Below are 24376 nucleotides of genomic sequence, written 5' to 3'. Positions count from 1 at the left end.
GAGAATATATGGAATTTACACATTTTGATGATAATAAAAATGCGGTGATGGTGGATGTTTCAGATAAGGAAGCTACCGACAGAGTTGCCATTGCTACAGGGAGAATCACCCTTTGTGATGAGGCTATGGAAGCCATAAGAGGCAGAAAAATAAAAAAAGGTGATGTACTTACAGTGGCACAGGTGGCAGGTATTATGGGACAAAAAAGAACCTCCGAACTTATACCTATGTGCCATAATATAAATCTTACAAGTTCAAAGATAACTTTTGAAATAGAGGGAAATGATATAGCGGTATTTTCTATGGCAAAGACCACAGGTCAAACAGGAGTTGAGATGGAGGCTCTGATGGGAGTTAATATAGCACTTCTTACCATATATGATATGTGTAAAGCCATAGATAAAAGGATGTTGATAAGCGATATTCACCTTGTGGAAAAGACAGGTGGTAAGAGCGGAGATTTTCATTTTTAATTTTAAAAAGACTATAGCATTTTGAGCCGGGCTCATATGCTATAGTCTTTATTATTTATTGTGCCGGTTTAATATATGCGGTGGCTACATAAGCCTGTCCGCCATTATAATTGATTATAGACCATGTGGAATCATGCTCGCCGGCATAGTCCACAGTAACGCCCACATTTAAAGTAGCAAGTATATCACCGTCACGGCTTGGAGCGGAACGAACATTCAACTTTGCCGTAGTGACATATTTTGTACTTGCAGCGGCAGCGGCTTCTGTGGAAGTTTCAGAATTAGTCTCTGAACTGTCGGAACTTTCTCCGGAAGTGGCTGCGGTGGTGGTAGTAGTTGTTGTTGTCTTTTTATTATTCTTAAAAGGATTAAGCGATCTGAAAAGGAAAATCAGAATAAGCAATATAACAAAGCCTACAGCAACCTTTGCAAGATCGGAGGTGTTTACGGTAGGTCTTTTCTTATTCTTGGAAGTTTTTCTGACAACCTTTCTTTTTGGTGTACTTTCTGTAGCTGAAACACTTTGTCTTCTTTGAATATTGTCATTTCTGACAGGTGTTATAACAGGACTTATTCTGGTCTTTTTAGGAGAATAATCATGTATAAAGGTCTGTACCTCTTCTGAGAGTAACTGATATGCAATAGTTGCATTATATCCGTCATCATTATTTTCATGTACAGCCTTATTCCCTATGGCACGAATTTTATGATAATGCTCACATGATGTTTTTGAAATAATATTGTTTGTATATAAAGAGTCTATAATATCAGCCAGACTTTGATCTTCTTCATCCTCTCTTCCGCTGAGTTGCTTTATTATTATCTCCAGGGTTTGTCTGGCTTTAATCATGGATAAATTATATTCCTGATTGGTTAAAAGCTTCTCTGTATCATAAACCCCTGCTTGAATCTGCTGCCAAGCACTGCGAGTAGCTGAGTTTGCCATTAGGTAAACCTCCTCTAAAATCATTTATATATCTGTGAATAAAAGTGTAAATACAAAGCTCACAGAAACCTAGCTTTATTATACAATATAATCCATATAAAAGACAATATTTAGTGAGAATTATTCGTAAAAAAGGGAATAAAATTTGTTACAGTTCAGTTAATTACTGTACAGATTTTGTTTAATAATCCGTAAAGAATGAATATAGGGGCAAAAAAGGACTGTTACAATCAATGCCGGCAGATTAATCTACTGCATATCTTAAAGAAACAGTCCTTTTAATTATTAAATTATTTGATTATGCTTCAGCGATGCACTCGATTTCGCAAAGAACTCCCTTTGGGAGATCTCTAACAGCGAAACAGCTTCTTGCAGGCTTTGAAATAAAATACTTTGCATATACTTCATTGAATGCGGCAAAATCGGCAATATCTGCAAGGAAGCAGGTTGTCTTAACTACCTTATCCATTCCTGAACCTGCAGCTTCAAGTATAGCGGCTACATTCTTACAGCTTTGCTCTGTCTGTGCTGTGATACCCTCAGGAACCTCACCGTTTTCAGGATTAACAGGAATCTGTCCTGATGTAAAAACAAGTCCGTTTGTAATAAATCCCTGTGAATATGGTCCGATAGCACCCGGTGCATTTTTTGTATCAATTACTTTCATGTAACTCTCCTTTTCTTTTTATTATATATATTTTATAACAAATTTTAGATTTGTACAGCCTCTTTTTTATATTAGATATAAATTTATTTGTGGAAATAAAACATTTACTAAAATCACCGTACTTTTTAAAACAGATAATATATTTCATATTATATAAAACTTTAATAATTAACCCTCAAACCCCTTGAAATACAAGGATATTTGCAAGAGAACAGATTGAATTTACTACCAATTTACTACTTTTGAGGAAAAAGCCTTGATGTGCTGTAAAAACTCTTGCGAATAAAGGTATTTTACCACAGATGCCGTAAGGTATGTTGCAGGGATCAAAATTAAATAGGAAATCGTAAAAGCGGTGATCTTTCGCTTCTGTAAAGGAAGTATAAGAACACCGCTTTTTTTATGCCCATGTTACGAAGTAGAAGCCAATCAGGGCTTGAAATACAAGGCTTTCAGAGGACGGTTTTGACAAAGTAAAGGGAATATACCTTTTCCCTCAAAATCGCCCTTTCACTGCGTAACAAATAAAAAATGAAAGGAGCTAAGATCATGGCAGTTTTCAGAGTAGAGAAAAACAAGGGCTATACCGTCATGAGCAACCATCATCTGCGAAATAAGGAACTGACCCTAAAGGCAAAGGGCCTGCTTTCTCAAATGCTTTCACTTCCTGAAAACTGGGACTATACCCTTGCGGGACTATCCCATATCAACAAGGAAAGCATTGATGCCATTCGTACCGCAGTCTTGGAGCTTGAAAAAGCGGGATATATCGAAAGGTCGCAAGGCAGAGATGAAAAAGGAAAAATGACAGCCATTACCTACACCATTTATGAGCAGCCGATTAGTCCGGTATTGGAAAATCCAACATCGGATAAGCCGATATTGGAAAAACCGAAAGCGGATAATCCGATATCGGAAAATCCAACGCAATTAAATAAAGATATACAAAATACAGATCTATCAAAAAAAGAAGAAAGAAATAAAGATGGATTGAATACCGATTCCATTCCTATCCTTTCCCCTGACCCCTCTCCTTTGGAGAAGTCCTTACCGGAACAGGACGGAAAGGAAGAGAAAGACGCATACAAAATCTATGAAGAAATTATCAAGGACAATATCGAGTATGAACACCTCATAAATGCAAAACGCCTTGACCGTGATCGTATTGATGAAATCCTTGACCTCATTCTTGAAACAGTATGCAGCAAAAGAAAGAAAATCTTAATTGCAGGTGATGAGTACCCTGCGGAGCTTGTAAAGGCAAAATTCATGAAGCTTAACAGCAGCCACATTGAATTTGTTCTTGACTGTATGCAGGAGAACACCACAAAGGTAAGAAACATCAAGCAGTATCTAAAGGCAGTGCTTTTCAACGCCCCGTCAACAATAGGAAACTATTACACCGCGCTTGTTAATCACGATATGTACGGAAGAAATGACTTCTAAAGGAGAAAATTTATGAAACAGGGAACCCTTATCTTTGATGAATACCGCGACCGCTATGACATTCGTTTTGACTTAACCGAATATTACGGAGGGCTGCACTGCGGGGACTGTCTTGAGGTATTCACCCGCGGCAAGTGGAAGCCCGCTCGAATGGAGTACGGCAATAACTGGTATCTTACGGGCATACGCACCGAGGACTTAAACGGACTTTTGGTACGAATTTAATTCATATAGCCGCGTAGGAAGCGGAGAAAGGAGGAGGAAATTTGCAGGAAGAAATAAATGAAAAAGTAATCGCCCTGTATATCAAGGGCGGAAAAATAACGGCAAGGCTATTACAAAAGGCAATGAAGATATTTCTTGCCGAAATAAAAAAACAGGAAGCAAGGCGGCAGCTTCCTCACGGAAAGCAAAGCCTAAAGCAGCTTATGAAACAGAATGCCGGCGTTTCCAACATTGAAATCACAGATGAGAATATCAAAGCCTTTGAAGCGACCGCAAAGAAATACGGAATCGACTTTGCCCTAAAAAAAGACAGAAGCACTTCGCCGCCCCGCCACCTTGTATTTTTCAAGGGACGGGATGCGGATGTTCTAAAGGCGGCATTTGACGAGTTTTCAAAAAAGAAACTCACAAAAGAAAAGCTCCCCTCTGTAAGAAAAGTGCTTTCCACCTTTAAGGAGCAGGCAAAGGCAATAAACAAAGGACGGGAGGTTGTAAAAAATAAGGACATGGGGATTGAACGATGACGGAAGAAACAAAGAAACAAATTTTACTGCATCTGCCGTATCTGGTCTTTGTCTATCTCTTTGACAAAATAGCACAGGGCTTTCGCTTATCCTACGGAATGGATATGGGAACAAAGCTTCTGCATTTTCCAAAGGGTTTAACAGAAGCCTTCTCTTTTCCCCTTATCAGCTTTCATTTATCCGATCTTTTGATAGGGATCATAGCGGCGGCACTTATTCGTTTTGCTGTCTATGTAAAAGGCAAAAATGCAAAGAAATATAGGAAAGGAACAGAGTACGGATCCGCCCGTTTTGGAAATAAAAAAGACATTAAACCATACGTCGATCCGGTCTTTAGAAATAACATTCCTCTTACTAAAACGGAGTGCATTACCATGAATAGCCGTCCGAAAAATCCGAAGTACGCAAGAAACAAAAACATCCTTGTTGTCGGAGGATCAGGCAGCGGAAAGACGCGGTTTTTTGTAAAGCCGTCCCTTATGCAGATGCACAGCTCTTATGTAGTTACCGACCCGAAAGGCGAGCTTCTTCTCTCCTGCGGAAAGCTTCTGCAGCGAGGCGGATATAAGATTAAGGTGCTGAATACCATCAATTTCAAAAAGTCTATGAGGTATAACCCTTTCTCATATATCCGAAGCGAAAAGGATATTTTGAAGCTGGTAAATACAATCATTATGAACACCAAAGGCGACGGCGAAAAAGCCGCCGAGGACTTCTGGACCAAATCGGAACGTCTTTTCTACTCTGCACTGATCGGATATATCTTCTATGAAGCACCGGAGGAAGAAAAGAATTTCACCACGCTTCTTGAAATGATAAACGCATCGGAGGCAAGAGAGGACGATCCGGAATTTCAAAGCCCTGTTGACCTTATGTTTCAGAGATTAGAGGAAAAAGATCCGGAGCATTTTGCGGTAAGGCAGTATAAGAAATTTCTGCTTTCCACCGGAAAAACAAGATCCTCAATCTTAATTTCCTGCGGCGCCCGACTTGCCCCCTTTGACATTAGAGAGCTTAGAGAGCTATTTGAAAAGGACGAAATGGAGCTTGATACCATAGGAGATCGAAAAACCGCACTCTTTGTTATCATAAGCGACACCGATGATACCTTTAACTTTGTTGTAAGTATTCTATACACCCAGCTATTTAATCTTCTCTGCGACAAAGCCGATGATGTGTACGACGGAAGGCTGCCTGTTCATGTTCGCTGTCTGCTTGATGAGTTTGCAAATATCGGGCAGATTCCAAAGTTTGAAAAGCTCATTGCCACCATCCGAAGCCGTGAAATATCGGCTTCTATTATTTTACAGTCCCAGTCCCAGCTTAAAGCCATATATAAGGAAAATGCAGACACCATTGTCGGAAACTGCGACAGCTTCCTCTTTCTTGGAGGCAAGGAAAAAACAACGTTAAAGGACGTATCTGAAATACTCGGTAAAGAAACCATCGACAGCTTTAACACCTCTGAAACAAGAGGACGGGAATTATCTCACGGACTGAACTATCAAAAGCTCGGTAAAGAACTTATGACGCAGGATGAAATCGCGGTAATGGACGGCGGAAAGTGCATCCTGCAAATAAGAGGTGTAAGACCGTTCTTTTCGGATAAGTACGATATTACAGCCCATCCCAATTACAAATACCTTTCCGACTATGACAAGAAAAACTCTTTTGATGCGGAAAGGTATATCAAACGCCGCCCCGCAGTCGTAAGACAAAATGAAGTCTTTGACTACTATGAAATCGATGCGGAGAAATTGACGGAAGAATAAAAGAAGGAGGAAAAACTTGATCTATAAGACAGCAGTATATAGAGCGCGGGCGCCTGACGCCTAAACACCGATCCGCTAAAAAAAGCGGATTTTTTTATGAAGAAAAAAAGAAAACAAAACTATGTTTAGCCGATGTATCGGCAGAAAGGATGAATCTATGGGATTTTTTAATTCAGCAGTCGGAGTATTACAGACACTTGTTATCGCACTTGGCGCAGGTCTTGGAATTTGGGGCATTGTAAACCTTTTGGAAGGATATGGGAACGACAATCGTGCGACACGTTCATAAGTGAAAAGCTTATGCACTAAGTCGAAGGACTAAAAGTTCAAAACTTAGGAGAACTGACAATCTAATAGGTAGAATGACGGGGTAACGCCCTGAAATGCCTACACTGATACTCCGATTGGCAATGAATATTAGACTATTTCATTGTCAAAAGCTCGGTAAAGTCGGCAGAGAGTAGCCGTAAGACTGATATTAACATCAGACACGAAAGCTGTTCAGAGGTGGACGGTGCTACCTATATGCCGGGTGTCGAATACGCATGGTGAGAATGTGTATACCAAAGCACTGACGTACTTCCGAATGTACAAGTCTAAACGTTTGAATTTGCCTAACGGCAATTCCCATCAAAGATGGGGTGTTTGTGGATGAGTAAGAATGGTTGTTATGAAAATCCATATATCGTTACAGGCGATATGGTGAAAACTAAACACAGGCTTAGAGGAAGAACCTAAACGTATTCAATGATAAGATTGTCGGAACGTGGTAAGCCAGGAACACGGAAGCAGTCTAATGCTAATGAAGTGTTGAATGGGAAAATGACTGAAAAAACAGCATATAACCGTTCTTTATCTTGGTGAAAGCGGTGGCACAGTACCTATGAAGCGAAAATAATAAGTTCGTGGAGGGATAGCCACCAGTCACAGGAAAGTACAAGAACTGAAATTAAGACAAACACAGCTTCGAGTATGACAAAGAAAATCAATAGGTAATTGCGAAACTCGCTGAGCTCGTTCGCAATCCTTATTGTATACAAGGATAAATTTGTGCAAAGCACAAATTTTAAGCTAAAAAGTTGATAACTACAAGATTTAGACGCACTTTAATAAGCATAGTGCTTATATAAAGTTGATAAGTCCTAAGCAATTAAAGATTTTAAACTTCTGATATGTTGTCGTTGGTTGATTTTATCGGCAACAACTACAGTTAATAACTGTGATATACCGGCTAGCAGTAAATCGGAATGCAGTGTTTTTTCATTTGTTGTTTTCCGTTTAGCAATGCAGAAACTATCCTTAAAGTGATTGATTGATTTTTCAACATTTACCCTGATCTTATATGTTTCATCCCACTCTTTAGAACCTCGTTCTACTCCGGGATAAGCTCTGAGATTCTTTTCAGGATAAATATAAATCATTCTACCGCAGGAAGAAGTTGTACAGGGATTGTCACAGTGACAGACACGTCTTTTGGACTTGTCTTGTCGGTTGTATTCCCATTTCATTTTTGGACAAACGAACTTTATTGTAGACAGCTTGCTCCTTAAATGGGATTTACTTCCTTCACGTTTCATTGGAAGTGAAGGATCATGAGGGCAACAAGGAATACCATTTTCATTGAATGTATATTTAACATTATCCATTGAGAGATTAACTTTTAAAGGAATAAATGCTTTTTTGAAATTGAAATCTTCAAAAAGTGATTTGTAAATCTCAATGGTATCAAAGGCTGCATCACCAAGGAATATAGATGGTTTAATGTGAGGATGCCTTGTTTTAAAGTCCTTTAAGGTAGGCAGTAAAGCCTTGGAATCAGCAAGCGATTTGTCTTCATCCGGAGACTTTGCTTTCTTTTCAACTACAATGTCAGGATGAGAAGAAAGATAACTCTTGTTGTAGAAATCAATGGAACGAACAATTCCAAGTCCATTGGTAATAATACCGAACTTGTAAGCGTAGCAGAAATGTCCGTTAATGTACTGCTGTTTAACCTCATGATTTGACGAAGCCGATGTAGGCATAGAAGCATATGCCACCTTATAAGGGTCATAAGAACTATCAAAATTCATAGATTTTGCATAGGATTTGAGCTGCCTGATAATGCGGTTGGCGTATTTAGGATTATTTTCGGTTACATAAGCTTCAATACCTGAAGTGTCAAACAAGAGCATAGAAGCAAGGTTGTTATCAATATCCCTACATATCGGTTCAGTTAAATCAACAAGCTTATCAAAAACAGCTTGTAAGTCCGATAAAAAATCCTGTTTAAAACGAGTGATTTTAGAAGCATCAGGAACTTTGGTGAAGCCACAGAATTCTCTCAGATGTCTGGAATAATGAAGAAAGACAAGCAAAAGAGAATCTGTCGGAATAGAAAACAGACGTTGAATAATCAAAGCCCAAAGCATAGCAGTCAAAGGATATTTGCGATTTCTGCCGGTGGCTGCATAGTAATGATTGTAAAAAGAAAACGGAATAATTTCATCAAGGTCAATATGATTTTCCAGCAGAGTAAGAAACTGAGGTTTGTCAGATTCAAAAATATCTTTACAATCTTCAAAAATATCTGCCAAAGAGAGTTGTTTTTGTGATATCATAGTAATGTCTCCTTTCGGGATGTGGTTTATGGTTTTGTGCAACTCCATTATATCACAGACCTAGAGGAGATTTTTATATTTAGTAACAAAAAAGTGTCGTATTTATATGGCTTTTGGCGTTTCGCAAACGCCTAAAAGAAAATCAAATCCGAAAGGAGATGGTGACTGTGTCCGCTTCGAAACAAACACTGAAACAAAGCAAAATCCGTTATACGGAATATTATGACTTGCAGAAAGTCCTTGATGATTTATATGAAGATAGCAGTAAGAATAAAGTATTTTCAAATTTAATGGAGCTAATAACTTCAAGAGAAAATATCAAACTTGCCTATCGGAGTATCAAAGGGAACAAAGGAAGTCATACGGCTGGGGTAGATGGCAGAACAATAAAACATTTATCAAGGCTAAATGAAGAAGAATACATTTCTCTCATACAAAAACAGTTCCATTGGTATAAACCACGCCCTGTAAAGAGAGTGGAAATGCGAAAGCCTAACGGGAAAATCAGACCTTTAGGAATACCGACTATTGTAGACAGAATTGTACAACAATGTATCTTGCAAATATTAGAGCCGATATGTGAAGCCAAGTTTCATGACAGCTCCTATGGGTTTCGACCCAACAGGAGTACGGAACACGCTATAGCAGAATGTGCAAGACTAATGCAGATACAGCACTTACATTATGTGGTTGATATTGATATACAGGGATTTTTCGACAATGTATATCATGCAAAGCTCATAAGGCAGCTTTGGAATTTGGGAATCCAAGACAAAAAGTTACTTTGTATCATTAAGGAAATGCTGAAAGCAGATATAGTTATGCCTGATAAAGAGGTAATTACACCAACAAAGGGAACACCACAAGGCGGAATATTATCACCGCTACTATCTAATGTAGTCTTGAACGAATTAGATTGGTGGGTTTCTTCTCAATGGCTGACAATGCCCACGCATTATCCATATAAACAGAGAACGAACAGTCAAGGAACAGAGATAAAAAGCAATACCTACAGAGCTTTAAGAACAAGCAACCTAAAAGAAATATACATTGTAAGGTATGCCGATGATTTCAAGATATTTTGCCGTAATTACTACGATGCAAAAAGAACCTATCAGGCAGTTACAAAATGGTTGCAAGACAGATTAAAACTAAATGTAAGTGAAGAAAAATCTAAAATAACAAATCTAAAACAAAGGTACTCGGAGTTCTTAGGCTTCAAGCTTAAGGTTAAACCAAAAGGCAAAAAGTTTGTTGTACAGTCGCATATAAGTGATAAGGCACTGAAAAATGCAAAAGAAAATATTTCTAAAAGTGTTGCAGATATAAAAAGACCTGCAAACGAAAAGGAACAGTACAAAGCAATAGCCAAGTATAATGCCACTGTTTCAGGCTTGCACAATTATTACCAAATAGCAACAAATGTGAGTTTGGACTTTGCTAAAATAGCCTTTCACATTAAAAAGCAGATGAACAACAGGCTTGATATTAAAACCAGTGGAACACTAAACAAAGGATTTATCAAAGAAAAATATGGAAAAAGTAAACAGCTTCGCTTCCTTAATGGACATCCGCTAATTCCGGTGGGATATGTAAGGACAAAGGACGCAAAACATAAGAAAAAGGCTGTAAATAAATACACTGTAAAGGGCAGAGTTCTCATTCATAAAAATTTACAGATTGATGTAGACACTCTTATCTGGCTGATGAAACACCCAGTGCTTGATAAAAGCATAGAGTTTGCGGACAACAGAATCTCGCTTTTTGCAGCTCAATATGGCAGATGTGGAGTGACAGGTGTAAAACTTATACCAAACGACATACATTGCCATCACAAGATACCGCTTGAACAAGGTGGTACAGACAGTTACAGCAACTTAATTCTTGTTACAGAAGCAGTTCATATACTCATCCATGCAACAAAAGAAGATACAATCCAAAAATATATAAAAGAGCTTGGGTTAACAGTCAAGCAGATTGAGAAATGTAATAAGCTTAGAAAAATGGCAGAATTGCCACTAATTTAGAGAAAAAATAATTTGTTACGAAGTGTGTAAGTCTTAGTTAAAACGTGAAAATCTTTCTTGTGATGGAACGCCGTGTGCGGTGAAAGTCGCATGCACGGTGTGAAGTGGGGGAAAATCTGGAGATAACATCAAAGGATTACCTATCACTATCCGGCGCAAAATCACAGGGAATAAAGCAGCTTATGGCGGGCGGAGGCGTTGCCCTTATCGGTACAACCCTTGTTCCGCTTCTTCGCGGACTGTTCGGATAAGGAGGTAACACGTGCAGAGCATACTTGATGCAATCAATGAATGGATCAAAGATATTTTAATCGGATCCATTCAGGGAAATCTTGAAGCTCTGTTCGGAGATGTCAACGAAAAGGTAGGAACCATAGCGGCAGAGGTAGGCAAAACCCCGCAGAGCTGGAACGGCAGCGTATTTTCCATGATAAAAACCTTGTCGGAAAATGTGATCGTCCCATTGCGGGGCTTGTCATTGCCTATGTTCTTTGCTACGAGCTGATCAGCATGATTATTGATAAAAATAACCTGCACGAGCTGGACACCTTTATGTTTTTTAAGTGGTTTTTCAAGGCATGGGTAGCGGTATTTATCGTTACCCATACCTTTGATATTACTATGGCGGTATTTGATGTGGCGCAGCACGTCGTATCGGGCGCAGCCGGTGTAATCAGCTCGGACACAAGCATGGATATTTCTTCAACCATAACATCTATGGGCGATAAATTAAAGGACATGGAGATACCGGAGCTTCTGCTCCTTTCCATAGAAACGGGACTTGTAAGCCTTTCTATGAAAATCATGTCCATTTTTATTACCGTTGTCATCTACGGCAGAATGATAGAGATCTATTTAGTCTGCTCCGTCGCCCCGATTCCTTTTGCCACTATGACAAATAAGGAATGGGGATCGATCGGAAACAATTACCTTAAAAGTTTATTCGCACTTGGTTTTCAGGGCTTTTTAATCATGGTATGCGTCGGAATTTATGCCGTCTTGGTAAAGGGCATGACTATATCGGATAACCTGCATACCGCGATATTTTCCCTTGCGGCATATACCGTGCTGCTTTGCTTTATGCTTCTAAAATCAAGTGCTATTTCAAAATCAATTTTCGGGGCACATTAGCCCTTAATGGAAAGGAGGAATCAGAACAATCAGTAAAAAATACAGCATTATCTATGCCGATCCGCCGTGGAAGTACGAAAGAAGTAAGGTACAGGGCGCAGCAGAAAATCACTACCCCACCATGAGCATAGAGGAACTTTGTGTGCTTCCCGTTTCTGAAATTGCGGAAAAGGACTGCGTACTTTTTTTATGGGCTACTTTCCCGCAGCTAAAAGAAGCCCTGCAGCTTATCAAGGCATGGGGCTTTCAGTATAAGACGGTTGCTTTCGTATGGCTGAAAACGAACAGGAAAGCAGACACATGGTTTTACGGGCTTTGCTTTTGGACAAGAGGAAACGCGGAAATCTGCCTGCTTGCAACGAAAGGTCATCCCAAAAGGAAGGCTGCAAATATCCACCAGCTTATCATAAGCCCCGTTGAAGCACACAGCAAAAAGCCGGATGCGGCAAGAGAAAAAATCACAGCCCTTATGGGAGATCTTCCTAAAATAGAACTTTTTGCAAGGAAAGAAAGTCCCGGCTGGGATATATGGGGAAATGAAGTAAAAAGCAGTATAACGCTTTAGCGGAAAGGAGGTTTTTATGGCGTATGTACCCGTACCGAATGACTTAACAAAGGTTAAGACAAAGGTTGCCTTTAACCTGACAAAAAGGCAGATCATTTGCTTTACGGCAGCCTTAATTTTAGGGCTGCCTGTTTTCTTTCTCCTGAAGGGAAGCACAGGAACAAGCCTTGCAGCTTTTTTCATGATTTTAATCATGCTTCCCTTTTTCCTCTTTGCCATGTACGAAAAGCACGGACAGTCCCTTGAGGTCATCCTGAAACACATCGTGCAGACAAAGTTTATCAGAAAGAAAGAGCGTCCATACAGGACGAGAAACTATTATGCCCTGTTAATAAAGCAGAGAAAACTTGAAAAGGAGGTATTTCATATTGTTAAAGGACAAAACAAAGGAAAAAAACAGCGTAAAAAATAAAAGGAAGCTCACAAGAAGCGAAAAGAAACAGATTGCGGAGCTGATCAGAAAAGCAAAGCCGGATAAAAAGGCTTCTTCTGCGCAGGAGAGCATACCCTACATTTCAATGCACCCGGACGGGATCTGCAAGGTAACGGAAAACCGCTACAGCAAATGCATTGCTTTTTCCGACATAAACTACCAGCTTGCAGGAGCGGACGAGAAAACCGCTATCTTTGAAAACTGGTGCGACTTTCTAAACTATTTTGATTCCTCTGTGGATGTACAGCTTTCCTTTATCAATCAGGGAAGCCGCGGAGAAGCAAAGACCGCAATTGAAATTCCGATGCGTGATGATGGCTTTCAGTCCATAAGAAGCGAGTATCAAAAAATGCTTTCCGAGCAGCTTTCCAAAGGAAACAACGGTCTTGTAAAGCTGAAATTCGTAACATTCAGCGTGGAAGCGGAAAATATGAATGCGGCAAAGGCAAGGCTTAACCGCATTGAAACGGATATGTTAAACAATTTTAAGGTGCTTGGTGTAAGTGCCCACTCTATGAACAGCTACGAAAGATTAAAAACCATGCACGGCATTTTTCATCCGGAGGGAGAGCCTTTCTTCTTTTCTTGGGACTATCTTGTGCCGTCAGGATTATCGACAAAGGACTTTATCGCACCATCCTCTTTTTACTTTGGAGAAGGCAGAACCTTTCGCATGGGAAAAAAGCTTGGTGCAGTAAGCTTTCTTGAAATCTTAGCTCCGGAATTAAACGACCGCATCCTGTCCGACCTTTTGGATTTGGAAACGGGAATGATTGTAAACCTGCATATTAAAAGCATCGATCAGGCGGAGGCGATTAAGACGATAAAAAGGAAAATCACCGACCTTGACAAGATGAAAATTGACGAGCAGAAAAAAGCGGTACGCTCCGGCTATGATATGGATATTATCCCGTCCGATCTTGCCACTTACGGAGGGGAAGCGAAAAACCTGTTGCAGGATTTACAAAGCAGAAACGAAAGAATGTTTTTTGTTACCTTTTTAGTGGTGAACATGGCGGGCAGCAAAAGAAAGCTGGATAACGATATTTTTGCCGCCGCAGGAATCGCACAGAAATATAACTGTGCCTTAACCCGCCTTGAATTTCAGCAGGAGGAAGGCCTGATGTCAAGCATCCCGCTTGGAAGAAATGAAATTGAAATTCAAAGAGGACTTACCACTTCAAGCACCGCCGTATTCATTCCCTTTATCACGCAGGAGCTTTTTCAAGGCGGAGAAGCGCTTTACTACGGGCTTAACGCACTTTCAAGCAACATGATTTTATGCGACAGAAAGCAGCTTAAAAACCCGAACGGCTTGATACTGGGGACGCCCGGTTCCGGTAAATCCTTTGCGGCAAAGCGTGAAATTACAAACGCCTTTTTAATCACGGACGATGACATCTATATATCCGATCCCGAAGCCGAGTACGCTCCTTTGGTAAACAGCCTTTCAGGGCAGGTAATCCGCATTTCTCCTACAAGTAAAGAATATATCAACCCTATGGATATAAACCTTAATTACAGCGATGATGATAATCCCCTTGCACTAAAATCGGATTTTATCCTTTCCCTTTGCGAGCTTGTAGTCGGAGGAAAGGAAGGACTTGCTCCTGTGGAAAAAACAGTCATCGACCGTGCGGTCAGAAATATTTACAGAGAGTTTCTTGCAGATCCTGTGCCTGAAAGGATGCCGATTTTAGGAGATCTTTATGAGGAGCTTTTAAGACAGCCGGAGCCGGAAGCTGCAAGAGTTGCGGCTGCACTTGAGCTTTATGTAACGGGTTCTCTTAATGTCTTTAACCACAGAACCAATGTAGAGCTTTCTAACCGCCTTGTGTGCTTTGATATAAAGAGCCTTGGAAAGCAGTTAAAAAAGCTTGGAATGTTAATCGTGCAGGATCAGATATGGAACCGCGTTACCATAAACAGAGCAAAAAAGAAAGCAACCCGCTACTACATGGACGAATTTCACCTTTTGCTTCGTGAGGAACAGACAGCGGCATACAGCGTTGAAATCTGGAAGCGTTTCAGAAAATGGTCGGGAATCCCCACAGGGATCACGCAGAATGTCAAGGATTTGCTTTCAAGCCGCGAGGTAGAAAACATCTTTGAAAACAGCGACTTTGTACTGATGCTGAATCAAGCGGTAAGCGACAGAAATATCCTTGCAAAGCAGCTTAATATTTCTCCACAGCAGATGAAATATGTAACCCATACGGAATCCGGCGAAGGACTTCTCTTTTACGGAAATGTGATTCTGCCCTTTGTAGATCACTTCCCGAAAGATACGAAGCTTTACAAGGTCATGACGACAAAGCCGGAGGAAGTGAGCAGAGAATGAAGAAACTGACGCATTTCAGCCTGTTTACCGGAATCGGAGGAATCGACCTTGCGGCAGAAGCCGCAGGCTTTTCTACCATTTGTCAATGCGAATGGGCGGACTTTCCGACCGCTGTATTAAAAAAGCATTGGCCAAAGGTTCCGCGTTTTCAGGATATTACCACAGTTACAAAGGAGGCATTTATTGAAAAAACAGGACAAGAAAGCGTCACACTCATATCCGGAGGCTTCCCGTGTCAGCCTTTCTCCGCCATCGGAGCAAAAAAGGGCTTTACAGACCCCCGTTATCTCTGGCCGGAAATGTGCAGAGTTATTAAAGAGCTGCGCCCCCATTTCGTGCTTGGCGAAAATGTTGCTAACTTCGTCAATATGGGGCTCAACAAAACGATCATTGACTTGGAGAAAGCGGGATATGCCGTTTGGACATTCGTACTTCCTGCTTGCAGCGTCGGCGCATGGCATGAACGCAAGCGAACTTTTATCGTGGGGGCAGATGTTTCCTACGCCCCTTGCTTCCGACACCGGAACGCGTCCGAGAGTGCCGCAGGTAATCCTATCTCCTGCGGGCTCCTTTCGCAGAAAGAAGAAAACGGGGCACTGGTCGGCGAATCTTTCGGAGGCAATCTATTATCTGGAAAAGGATGCGGCACCCGATCTTCGCTTCAATCCGGAGTGGGTAGAGTGGCTGATGGGATTCCCGCGGGCATGGACGGAAATCTCCTCTGGATAACAGAGCCTACGGATATTCCGAGGCTTACAAGAGATAAAAAAGACAGGGTAAAACGCTTAAAGGCACTGGGTAATGCCGTTGTTCCCGCACAGGTTTATCCGATACTCAAATACATTGCGGATATTGAGCTTGGGCGCTGCAAAAGCGCTTGCGTCTTTTCAGGAAAGGAAGGTGATGCACTTTGAAAGAACCGCTAAAGCCCCGCGATAAGTACAGGCAAAAAATGAGCCGGGACGGGCTTATAAGAGAAAATATGACAACCGGAGAAACAGAAAATATATCAAAAAGGATGCAGGAAAATCCCGAAAATGATATTCCCAAAAGTCCTATATCGGATAAGGAAATCCCGAAAAGAAAATCCTCAAGGCTTACCTTTACCGAGGAAGAAAGAGCTATCCCGGAGCTTCAAAGGTATATCAAAAAATCCGATCAGGCGGCGGACCGTCTTGATAAAGCAAGAGATAAAATCCCAAAGAAAAAGAGCCTTTCCTTTGAGCGTGAGTTTGATGAAAGATCCGGCAAAGGAAAAACGAGGCTTCACTTTGAAGAAAAGGAAAAGCCCATAGGCTCCGGTAAGTCTGCAAATCCTCTTTCGCCTGCCCTTGATGAAGCAGGCGCCTTTGTGCACAAGAAAATTCATGAAACGGAGCATGACAATGCAGGAATTGAAGCAGCCCACAAAACCGAAAAAGCCGCAGAAACACTTGGTCGTTACAGCGTAAGAAAGGCAAGAGAAAATTACAGAAATCAGAAGCTAAAGCCCTACCGCAAGGCAAGAAAAGCAAAGAAAGCCGCAGAGAAAGCAAATGCAAAATACTTTTACAAAAAAGCCATGTATGAAAATCCGAATCTGTCATCTGCAAACCCCGTTAGTCGTATTTGGCAGAAAAGGAAGATAAAAAAGAAGTATGCGGCGGAGCTTCGCAAGAAAGGTCAGAGCGCGGCAAAGGCGGCAAGGACATCCGCAGAGAAAACAAAACAGGCAGGCTCCTTTATCATACGCCACAGACGAGGGCTTGCCCTTATTATTTCTCTGCTTCTAATCTTCATTCTGATTTTTACCGGCTTATCGTCCTGCTCCTCTCTTTTATCGGGAGGCTTTAACGGCATTTTAGGCACAAGCTATACATCCGAGGACAGCGATCTTGTGGAAGTGGAAAATGCCTATGCCGCTATGGAAAGTGCGCTTCAGGGGAAAATAGATAGTGTAGAAAAGGATCATCCCGGCTATGACGAGTACAAATATGAGCTTGACGGTATCGGGCATAATCCCCATGAGCTTGCGTCTATCCTTACGGCAAAGCACCAAAGCTACACCCTTTCCAAAGTGCAGGCGGACTTACAGAAGATGTTCACAAAGCAGTATTCTTTTACCCTGCAGGAAGAAATTGAAGTGCGCTATAAAACGGAAACCCATACCGATCCGGACACCGGAGAAACCACAGAGGAAGAAGTCCCGTACAACTATTACATTCTTCATGTAAAGCTGAAAACGACACCGCTTTCTGATATTGCAAGAGAAATCTTAAATGAAGAACAGCTTAAAATGTATGGCGTCTATCTTGAAACCAGCGGAAACAAACCCCTTGTATTCGGCGGAGGCTCCCCTGATGGCAGCGCGTCGGAGGATTTAAGCGGCGTTCATTTTGTAAACGGCACCCGCCCCGGAAATCCGGAGCTTGTAAGCCTTGCAAAGAAGCAGGTCGGAAATGTGGGCGGCTATCCTTACTGGAGCTGGTACGGCTTTAACGGACGCGTGGAATGGTGCGCCTGCTTTGTATCTTGGTGCTACAACAAGGCGGGAAAAAATGAGCCGCGCTTTGCAGGCTGTCAGTCGCAGGGCGTTCCTTGGTTTACCTCACGCGGACAATGGGGAGCAAGAGGCTATAAAAATATTGCACCGGGCGATGCCATTTTCTTTGACTGGGACGGTGACGGCGGAGCCGATCATGTGGGAATCGTTATCGGAACGGATGGAAGCCGTGTTTATACCGTTGAAGGAAATTCAGGCAATGCCTGCAAGATAAAAAGCTATGACTTAAATTCAGGCTACATCAAAGGCTACGGTCTTATGAACTGGGATTAAAAAACGAAAGGAGAACAACATTTATGGCAAACAAAAAAATCCTGAAAATCGAAAACGAGATCCAAAAGACCCGTGAGAAAATCACGGAGCAGCAAGGCAAGCTAAAAGACCTTGAAATGCAGAAAACGGAGGCGGAAAATCTTGAAATTGTGCAGATGGTAAGGTCGCTTCACATGACCCCTGCCGAGCTTTCCGTATTTTTAGCAAAGGGCGTCATTCCTGATGTACCCGCAAATAAAAATGAAGATATGGAGGATATGGAAAATGAAAAATAAAATTTTGATGAGAATAACGACAGCTCTCTTTGCCGCCCTGATCCTTATGGGCGGCTTTTCTATTCCCGCTTATGCAAATGGCGGTGAAGCTACCGATGACAGCAATGTAAAAACAGAGGAAAAGAAAGAAGAAAAAACGCCCCTTACTCCTGACGGCAACATGAGCCTTGTGGATAATGTCAAGGGAGATGCCGCAAAGGACAAGGAATTTATCATTGTAAAAAGCAAGGGCGGAAATTACTTCTATATCGTAATCGACCATGCGGCGCAGGGAGAAAACACGGTTCATTTCTTAAATCAGGTGGATGAAAAAGACTTACTTTCCATTATTGATGAAAAAGACAGTCTGAGTGCAAAGCTGGAGCTTCCAAAAGAGGAGGAGAAGAAAGAGCCGGAGGCGGAAAAAGAAAAGCCGGAAGAAAAACAGGAGAAAAAGAACCCTGCCGGAATAATTGCCTTATCACTCATCTTGATTCTTGGACTTGCAGGCGGCGTCTTCTACTATTTCAAGATTCTAAAGCCGAAGCAGAATGTAAAGGGTACGACAGAGCTTGACGAATTTGACTTTGAGGACTATGAGGACGAGTTCACAGATGAAGATAACGAGGACGGCGAGGAAGCTTTAGAAGAAGCAGAGCCGGATGAAACAGTATGACATAGTTTACAGACAGTATCTATGAAAGGCTGATGAGTGAAAAACCGAAATGCGGGCGGCACGAAAAAGAGCCACCTGCTTCTTTTTCTTCAAAATGTGAGGGCTGTCCTTACAGGAGAAAGTCCCCATGCATCGGGTACTGTATCAGGAAAATAAAAGAAAAAAGCGAACCGGAGCTTTAGATATTATATGAGAAAGGATCAGATATGAAACTTGTTATATGTGAGAAACCGAGTGTGGCAGCATCGATTGCTGCCGCCCTTGGAATAGAAATGAAAAAGGACGGATATATGGAAGTTGCGGACTTTCTTGTGTCTTGGTGCATAGGACACCTTGCAGAGCTTTCCGAGCCGTCCTGTTACGGAAAATGCTATGAAAAGTGGAGCCTTGAAGCCTTACCCATCCTGCCTGAAACATGGCAGCTTACTGTATCAAAGGATAAGGAAAAGCAGTTTTCTGTATTAAAGACACTTCTTTTTAGAAAGGATGTTACCGAGGTTATAAACGCCTGCGATGCCGGACGCGAGGGAGAACTCATTTTCCGTTTCGTTATGGAAAAAGCAGGCTGCAAGAAGCCTGTAAAAAGACTTTGGATTTCCTCAATGGAAGAAAGCGCAATCCGAAAAGGCTTTGAAAATCTGAAAGACGGAGCGGACTATGACAGCCTTTATCAGTCCGCCCTGTGCAGAGCAAAAGCGGACTGGCTTGTCGGAATCAATGCAACCCGCCTCTTTTCCCTGTTATATAACCGTACCTTGAATGTAGGACGGGTGCAGAGCCCGACCTTAAAAATGCTTGCGGATCGAAGCGAGGCGATTATGAGTTTCAAGAAAGAAAAGTATTACCATGTGCGCCTTATTTTAGACGGTACGGAAGCTGTAAGCGAAAAGTTTTCAGAGAAAGAAGCGGCAGAAAAAATCGCAACATCCCGCAAAGGAAAAACGGCAGTCTGCACTTCTGTTACCTCTGAAAAAAAGGAAGTGCTGCCGCCTAAGCTCTTTGATCTTACCGCACTTCAAAAGGAAGCAAACCGCATTTTCGGTTACACCGCAAAGCAGACCCTTGACCTTGCACAGAGCCTTTATGAAAAGAAGCTTCTGACCTATCCGAGAACGGACAGCAACTACCTGACAGACGATATGAAAGAAACAGCGGATAAGGTTATTCTCATGCTTCTTTCAAAGCTTTCTTTTATGAAAAGCATAGAATTTACACCAGAGATTACAAGGCTTCTTAACAGCAAAAAGATATCGGATCACCATGCCGTGATTCCTACAATGGAGCTTGAAAAAACGGAACTTTCCCTGCTTCCCGAAAGCGAGCGAAACATTCTCTTTCTTGCAGGTGCAAGGCTTCTTATGGCTTCCGCATCCTCTCATGTCTATGAAACGGTTACGGCTACATTTAGCTGCGAGGATCATACCTTTACAGCAAAGGGAAAGACTGTGTTATCTTCCGGCTGGAAAGAAATAGAAAGATTCTTTCTTATGAGTTTAAAAGAAAAACCGGATAAAGAAAATGAAAAAGAGCTTCCGGCATTTTGTAAGGGAGAAAGCTTTGACAGCTTCCCGATAAAAGTTACGGAGCATGACACACTTCCCCCAAAGGCATACACGGAAAGTACGCTTCTATCTTCCATGGAGCGCGCAGGAAACAAGGAAACCACAGAGGATGCAGAGCGTAAAGGTTTAGGTACTCCCGCAACCCGTGCAGCCATCATTGAAAAAATCATCAAGGCAGGCTTTGTTACAAGGAAAGGGAAACAGCTTATCCCGACCAAAGACGGAATGAACCTTATCTCCGTACTTCCTGAAACCCTGACCTCTCCGCTTCTTACGGCAGAATGGGAAAACGAGCTTTCAAGGATTGCAAAGGGAGAAGCGGATGCTGACAGCTTTATGGAAAAGATAGAAGCCATGACAAAAGAGCTTGTAGAAAATGCGGACGCTGAAAAAGCAAAAGCAGAACTTTTCAAAGAGGAAAAAACCGTAATCGGCTTATGCCCGCGCTGTAAAAATCCCGTTTACGAGGGAAAGAAGAACTACTATTGCAGTAACAGGGATTGCCGCTTTTCCATGTGGAAGAATGACCGCTTCTTTGAGGATAGGGAAATCACCTTTACACCAAAGATAGCAAAAGCACTGCTCAAAGATAAGACGGTAAAAGTAAAGGACATCTACTCTCACAAAACAGGCAAAACCTATGACGGAAATGTGGTTCTTTGCGATACCAAAGATAAGTATGTGAACTATCGTATTGAAATAGAGAGGAAGAAAAAAGAAGAATAGCAAGCATAGGAAAGGGGTACCCTTTCCGTGAAAAATCTCCGTTTTCCGCACCTGCGGCGGCGGAGATTTATATTTTCCGGGATAGTCCCGGACCCTTAAAAAACGAAAGGAGAAAAATTCATGCCATATATGGAAAAAGCAGAAGAAATAAAAGAGGTTACGCCCATTGTCCTAAGCTCTGAAAATCAAAAGGACAGACTAAAGGAAATTACGGATCGTTTGGAGCAAGGGATTTTAGAAGTCTTTGAAAGCGAAAGGTACAAGGAGTATCTTCGCGTCATGTCAAAGTTTCATCATTACAGCTTTAACAATACCATGCTGATTGCCCTGCAAAAGCCTGACGCTTCCCTGATTGCAGGCTTTAGTGCATGGAAAAACAGCCACGGAAGAACGGTCAAAAAAGGAGAAAAAGGAATCCGTATTATCGCTCCTGCACCCTTTAAGGTAAGGCAGAAAATGGAAAAGCTTGATCCGAAAACAAATATGCCCCTTGTCGGAGCAGACGGAAAGGCAGTTACCGAAGAAAAGGAAATTACCATTCCTGCCTACAAGGTGGTATCCGTCTTTGATGTATCACAGACAGAAGGAAAAGAACTTCCCTCTATCGGAGTAAATGAGCTGACCGGCGATGTGTCGCAGTATGAGGACTTTTTTACGGCGCTGAAAAAGGCATCCCCTGTTCCGATTGCCCTTGAGCATATCGAGGGAAGCGCTCACGGCTACTATCACCTTGCGGAAAAAAGAATTGCCATTGACGATAACATGAGCGAGCTGCAAACACTAAAGACCGCCATTCACGAAATCGCCCATGCAAAACTTCATGATATTGACCTAAATGCACCGAAAGAGAAACAGGAAAATCGCCCGAACCAGCGTACCCGCGAGGTTGAAGCGGAAAGCGTCGCCTATACCATATGTCAGCACTACGGGCTTGATACCTCCGATTATTCTTTCGGATATGTTGCAGGCTGGAGCAGCGGTAAGGAACTGTCAGAACTCAAAGGCTCTCTTGAAACCATCCGCCTTGCTGCATCGGATCTGATCGACAATATAGACGGGCATTTCAAGGAGCTTCAAAGGACAAGAGAAAATGAGCTTTCAGAAACGGAAGCGGAACCAGCTTTGCAGGAAGAAAAACATGAAGCAGCTTACCAACTTGAAAACGGAAGCTATCTCTATATTCAGACCTGCGAAACAGGCTATGACTATACTCTGTATCAGCCTGACTTTACAGACCTTGATGGCGGACAGCTTGATAATCCGGAAATCTCTATTGAAAAAGCCCGTGATGAAATCCTAAAAATGCACGAGCTTTCAGGGCAAGACTTAAAGGAAATCTCCATAGATGATTTTGAAAAGATGCAGGAAGAAGCTTCACAGGAAAAGAAAGCCGGAATACAGGTAAAGTATTATCCTATCAATGAAGCTGCGGCAAAAAGAGCAAAGGAAATGAACAGCTTTTCGGACTACACGCCGAGAAGTGCAACTCTTGAATACAAAAGCCTTGTGGATCAGGCGACGGAAATTGCTGAAAATCAAAAAAAGAGAGTTGATCCGTCCTTTCATACCAAAATCGACGCCCTGCTTGATACCTACTCTAAAAGACTTGCGGCAAATATGAATAACGGATTTGCGATTGATGTCCGCGTTCCCTCTGTACTGATTGCGGGAGGATCCAATTTCCCTATGCGAAAAAAGGAAAAGCAAAACACCGCCCGTGATAAAAACTATGGAGAGTGGAAAGATATTCAGGGACTTCTTGAAAAAATCAGAAGCACCGGAATGGGCGGAATCAGCGCAGATGATCCGGATGCAGTAAAGAAATTAACTGCAAAGCTTGAGAAGCTGACAAAGACGCAGGAAACCATGAAGGCGGTCAATGCCTACTACCGAAAGCATAAAAGCCTTGAGGGCTGCCCGGAGCTTGACAGTGAGGCAATCGAAAAGCTAAAGAAAAGAATGGAAATCAGAGGCATTCAGGACAAGCCCTATCCGTCATGGGCACTTTCCAATAACAATGCAGAAATCAGAAGAATTAAAGAGCGTATTCAAAGCCTTTCCGTAAATAAGGATAAGCTTTACACAGGCTGGGAGTTTACCGGAGGCAGAGCCGAAATAAATGTAAAGGATAACCGCTTGCAGCTTTTCTTTGACGATAAGCCGGACGGCAAAAAAATCAGAGATGAATTAAAGGCAAACGGCTTTCGCTGGTCGCCGAAAGCTTCCGCGTGGCAAAGACAGCTTAATTCCAATGCAATCTATGCGGCGGATGCTATCAGCAGCATAAAACCCCTTACGGGAGAACGCGTAATAGAGCTTCAAAGAAATTTCAGAAAGAAAGGCAGCATTGAAGCTACCCCGGAATATATCTACAAGGTACTGGAGGATCCCTCTGAAAAAGACAGCACGAAAAACTTTCGCCTTGAGGCCTATATCGTAAAGGAAAACGGCAAGGCGCAGTCCGAGCTTTTATATGCCGGAACAAAGGAGAAATGCAAGCAGCTTTTAGATGAGGTGCGTTCCGGAAAACTCACAAACGGACAGATCAAAGAGCTTTACGCAAAGGCTGAAAACACTACCCCTGAAAAAGATACCTTTCGGATCTATCAGCTAAAGCGCGGCGAGGACACAAGAGAGCTTCAATTTGAATCCTACGACCGCTTAAAAGAATCGGGGCAGATACTTAACTCGGATAACTATGTCAAGGTATATGAGGCGGAGCTTTCAAAGGGACTTTCCCTTGAGGATATTTATACCCGCTTTAATATCGATCATCCAAAGGACTTTTATGGACACAGCCTGTCTGTTTCCGATGTGGTTGTACTTCATAAGGACGGAAAGGACACGGCTCACTATGTAGACCGACTTGGTTACAAGGAAGCCCCGGAATTTCTGAAACCGGATAATTACCTGAAAACTGCCGAGATTTCTACAGAGCAAAATTACAACATGGTTGACGGAATTATGAATAACACACCGCCTGCACCTACCGTAGACGAGCTTGAACAGAAAGTAAAGGCGGGAGAATCTATTTCTCTTACCGAGCTTGCAAAAGCGGTTAAAGCGGAGGAACACCATTCCACTGATTCGGAGAAAAAGCCGTCTATCAGAGCACAGCTAAAGGAAGCAAAGAAACAGTCTGAACACAAAAAACATAACACGAAAACAAAAAATTATGAATTGGAGGTATGAG

The 24376-nt window shown here is 42.0% G+C and carries 16 protein-coding genes and 5 pseudogenes; 18 read left to right on the top strand and 3 right to left on the bottom strand.

The genetic code is table 11. The annotated features are described in order from the left end of the window. Positions 1-8: 8 nt before the first annotated feature. Complete coding sequence (gene moaC / locus J4O15_RS15115; protein WP_208101379.1) at positions 9-473, top strand: cyclic pyranopterin monophosphate synthase MoaC; 465 nt, start codon at positions 9-11, stop codon at positions 471-473. A 55-nt stretch (positions 474-528) separates the two neighbouring features. Here the strand turns inward: moaC and J4O15_RS15110 are convergent, their stop codons facing one another. After that, positions 529-1419 (bottom strand): SH3 domain-containing protein, encoded by an 891-nt coding sequence (locus tag J4O15_RS15110; protein ID WP_208101377.1) that lies wholly within the window; start codon positions 1417-1419, stop codon positions 529-531. A 298-nt stretch (positions 1420-1717) separates the two neighbouring features. Beyond that, complete coding sequence (locus tag J4O15_RS15105) at positions 1718-2086, bottom strand: RidA family protein (RefSeq protein WP_009220352.1); 369 nt, start codon at positions 2084-2086, stop codon at positions 1718-1720. A 549-nt stretch (positions 2087-2635) separates the two neighbouring features. Here J4O15_RS15105 and J4O15_RS15100 point away from each other — a divergent pair. The 5 genes and pseudogenes from J4O15_RS15100 to J4O15_RS15080 all read left to right on the top strand — a co-directional run. Further along, a complete protein-coding gene (locus J4O15_RS15100) occupies positions 2636-3532 on the top strand; it encodes a DUF6017 domain-containing protein (RefSeq protein ID WP_009220353.1) in 897 nt (298 codons plus the stop codon). A 12-nt stretch (positions 3533-3544) separates the two neighbouring features. Continuing rightward, positions 3545-3757 carry a DUF5348 domain-containing protein gene (locus J4O15_RS15095; protein ID WP_009220354.1) on the top strand — a complete coding sequence of 71 codons (213 nt, stop codon included), beginning with the start codon at positions 3545-3547 and terminating at the stop codon, positions 3755-3757. Between the two features lie 41 nt (positions 3758-3798). Continuing rightward, positions 3799-4281 carry a PcfB family protein gene (locus J4O15_RS15090; RefSeq protein WP_009220355.1) on the top strand — a complete coding sequence of 161 codons (483 nt, stop codon included), beginning with the start codon at positions 3799-3801 and terminating at the stop codon, positions 4279-4281. After that, positions 4278-6053 carry a VirD4-like conjugal transfer protein, CD1115 family gene (locus J4O15_RS15085; protein ID WP_009220356.1) on the top strand — a complete coding sequence of 592 codons (1776 nt, stop codon included), beginning with the start codon at positions 4278-4280 and terminating at the stop codon, positions 6051-6053. The genes J4O15_RS15090 and J4O15_RS15085 overlap by 4 nt, the downstream gene beginning before the upstream one ends. A 157-nt stretch (positions 6054-6210) precedes the next feature. Beyond that, positions 6211-6339 (top strand): annotated as a pseudogene (locus tag J4O15_RS15080) (Maff2 family mobile element protein); the annotation flags it as partial. 945 nt (positions 6340-7284) lie between these two features. Here the strand turns inward: J4O15_RS15080 and J4O15_RS15075 are convergent. Beyond that, positions 7285-8653, bottom strand: a pseudogene (locus J4O15_RS15075) (transposase). 158 nt (positions 8654-8811) lie between these two features. Here J4O15_RS15075 and ltrA point away from each other — a divergent pair. The 12 genes and pseudogenes from ltrA to J4O15_RS15015 form a co-directional block, all read left to right on the top strand. Then, positions 8812-10680: a group II intron reverse transcriptase/maturase gene (gene ltrA / locus J4O15_RS15070; RefSeq protein WP_243762108.1), complete on the top strand. Its 1869-nt coding sequence runs from the start codon at positions 8812-8814 to the stop codon at positions 10678-10680. Between the two features lie 152 nt (positions 10681-10832). Continuing rightward, positions 10833-10931 (top strand): annotated as a pseudogene (locus J4O15_RS15065) (Maff2 family mobile element protein); the annotation flags it as partial. Between the two features lie 11 nt (positions 10932-10942). Then, a pseudogene (locus tag J4O15_RS15060) lies at positions 10943-11811 on the top strand (VirB6/TrbL-like conjugal transfer protein, CD1112 family). Between the two features lie 28 nt (positions 11812-11839). Beyond that, positions 11840-12376: an MT-A70 family methyltransferase gene (locus J4O15_RS15055; protein WP_208101428.1), complete on the top strand. Its 537-nt coding sequence runs from the start codon at positions 11840-11842 to the stop codon at positions 12374-12376. A 16-nt stretch (positions 12377-12392) separates the two neighbouring features. Next, complete coding sequence (locus J4O15_RS15050) at positions 12393-12788, top strand: PrgI family protein (RefSeq protein ID WP_208101370.1); 396 nt, start codon at positions 12393-12395, stop codon at positions 12786-12788. Beyond that, a complete protein-coding gene (locus J4O15_RS15045) occupies positions 12745-15150 on the top strand; it encodes a VirB4-like conjugal transfer ATPase, CD1110 family (RefSeq protein WP_208101369.1) in 2406 nt (801 codons plus the stop codon). Before J4O15_RS15050 ends, J4O15_RS15045 begins: the two co-directional genes overlap by 44 nt. After that, positions 15147-16064, top strand: a complete 918-nt coding sequence (dcm, locus tag J4O15_RS15040; protein ID WP_009220362.1) for a DNA (cytosine-5-)-methyltransferase — start codon at positions 15147-15149, stop codon at positions 16062-16064. Before J4O15_RS15045 ends, dcm begins: the two co-directional genes overlap by 4 nt. A gap of 104 nt (positions 16065-16168) precedes the next feature. Next, positions 16169-17965, top strand: a complete 1797-nt coding sequence (locus J4O15_RS15035) for a CHAP domain-containing protein (RefSeq protein ID WP_330638885.1) — start codon at positions 16169-16171, stop codon at positions 17963-17965. A gap of 23 nt (positions 17966-17988) precedes the next feature. Continuing rightward, positions 17989-18240, top strand: coding sequence for a DUF4315 family protein (locus J4O15_RS15030; RefSeq protein WP_009220364.1), 252 nt, complete (start codon positions 17989-17991; stop codon positions 18238-18240). Next, a complete protein-coding gene (locus tag J4O15_RS15025) occupies positions 18230-18895 on the top strand; it encodes a CD1107 family mobile element protein (protein ID WP_023353352.1) in 666 nt (221 codons plus the stop codon). Before J4O15_RS15030 ends, J4O15_RS15025 begins: the two co-directional genes overlap by 11 nt. Before the next feature lie 206 nt (positions 18896-19101). Next, a complete protein-coding gene (locus tag J4O15_RS15020) occupies positions 19102-21183 on the top strand; it encodes a DNA topoisomerase 3 (protein WP_208101367.1) in 2082 nt (693 codons plus the stop codon). Between the two features lie 132 nt (positions 21184-21315). Next, a pseudogene (locus tag J4O15_RS15015) lies at positions 21316-24375 on the top strand (YodL domain-containing protein); the annotation flags it as partial. Position 24376 lies beyond the last annotated feature (1 nt).

This window comes from Lachnoanaerobaculum sp. Marseille-Q4761 (assembly GCF_017565785.1).
Taxonomy (GTDB): Bacteria; Bacillota; Clostridia; order Lachnospirales; family Lachnospiraceae; genus Lachnoanaerobaculum.
Note: the sequence above shows the minus strand (reverse complement) of the source record. Positions and strands in the feature narration are given on the sequence as shown.